This window comes from Acinetobacter uliginosus, from assembly GCF_044130295.1.
Lineage (GTDB): Bacteria > Pseudomonadota > Gammaproteobacteria > Pseudomonadales > Moraxellaceae > Acinetobacter.
This window is the reverse complement of record NZ_JBIQOC010000189.1, coordinates 1-1,268: the sequence shown is the minus strand read 5'-3', so window position 1 is coordinate 1,268 and position 1,268 is coordinate 1. Positions and strand designations below refer to the sequence as shown.

Below are 1,268 nucleotides of genomic sequence, written 5' to 3'. Positions count from 1 at the left end.
CTGTTGCGAATTCAATTGATAATATTGCTGAAAAATTACGTGAATTTCAGGATAAGAATCCTAATGCTAGTGAAGCTGAATTAAATGAATATGCCGATTCTTTATTGAAAACAGAGGTGATGCAAACTCCTGGGCGCTCATCCAGAGCTACAATTTCTTCTGTATATACCGATATGGACGGATATATAAATGGTTATCTAAATGCTCAAGAACAAGCACTTTATAATGCAAACCGAGCTAAGGTTTTACTATGTATTGCTAATGCCAAAACTGCTATAGATCTTACTAAAGCGAGATATGTAAATACTAGTTCAGTTATGCATAATGGAAATGGTGATGCATTTAGACATGCTGTTTGGAACTTTGGCATGACAATAGATGTGGAAGCCGATTTTGCAAAAAAATGGAGTGATGCACATGAGTTCGGTTCTACTGGACAGCCTGCAACAGAACGCTCTATGGATATTTATAATAACTCGATAGGTATCAGTTTAGGGAAAAACAATCCTACGACGCTTTTACAATCATCATTTGCGAATTTAACTCAAGCTCAAGTAAGGGCAGGAAGATTGAAAATCATATCAAATGGCAACTTGGTATGGTCAAATTCAGTCGGTGAAAAATATAAAATTTAGGATTTATAAGGTCAAATGTCTATGACTTTTAATAAAGGTATTTTATTAGGTGTGGTGAGTATATTTATAGTGGCTTGCTCACCTATGGAAAAAGATAATGGAACTATCACCGTGAATAACAAAACTGATAGTCCCGTTTATAATGTTAATTTTAAGTATAAAACATCAAAAAGAGTAGATGTTATTGGTGATTTAGCACCGAATGCTTCATATAAATATCAAATACATTATTCAGATACTGAGGATTCAATAAGTATTAATTATACGGACAAAGATAAAAAACTTCATTCTGAGTCTGTAGTAGCATATTCTGCTAAATATGATAAAGAAAATCTTATATTTGATATCAAATAGATATATCAAATTAATTTAAAAAACCACTGCAAAGTGGTTTTTTTGTAGAATTAAAAAAGTTATGGATAATAGAATATTAAACACTATTACTCAGTATGATACTTTAATACTTAGTATGAAACTTTATTACTCTCATACAAAAAAAAGAACTTCAAAGGGTCACAGAAGAAAGAGGGCACTGTTGCAAATAGGCTGACATGATAAGCTAAATATCTTATTTATTTCGAGATACAGCAGATGAATCCCTTCCACGGTCGGCACTTTCAAGGTGAAATCATT

Annotated in this window: 2 protein-coding genes; both read left to right on the top strand. The window is 32.3% G+C overall.

Annotation, left to right across the window (positions count from 1 at the left end; translation table 11 throughout):
- The coding region (locus ACE01T_RS17655) for a DUF6973 domain-containing protein (RefSeq protein WP_395519791.1) at window positions 1–635 on the top strand (635 nt) is incomplete at its 5' end.
- A 15-nt stretch (window positions 636–650) separates the two neighbouring features.
- Window positions 651–989 carry a hypothetical protein gene (locus ACE01T_RS17650; RefSeq protein WP_228268784.1) on the top strand — a complete coding sequence of 113 codons (339 nt, stop codon included), beginning with the start codon at window positions 651–653 and terminating at the stop codon, window positions 987–989.
- The last annotated feature ends 279 nt before the right edge of the window (window positions 990–1,268 follow it).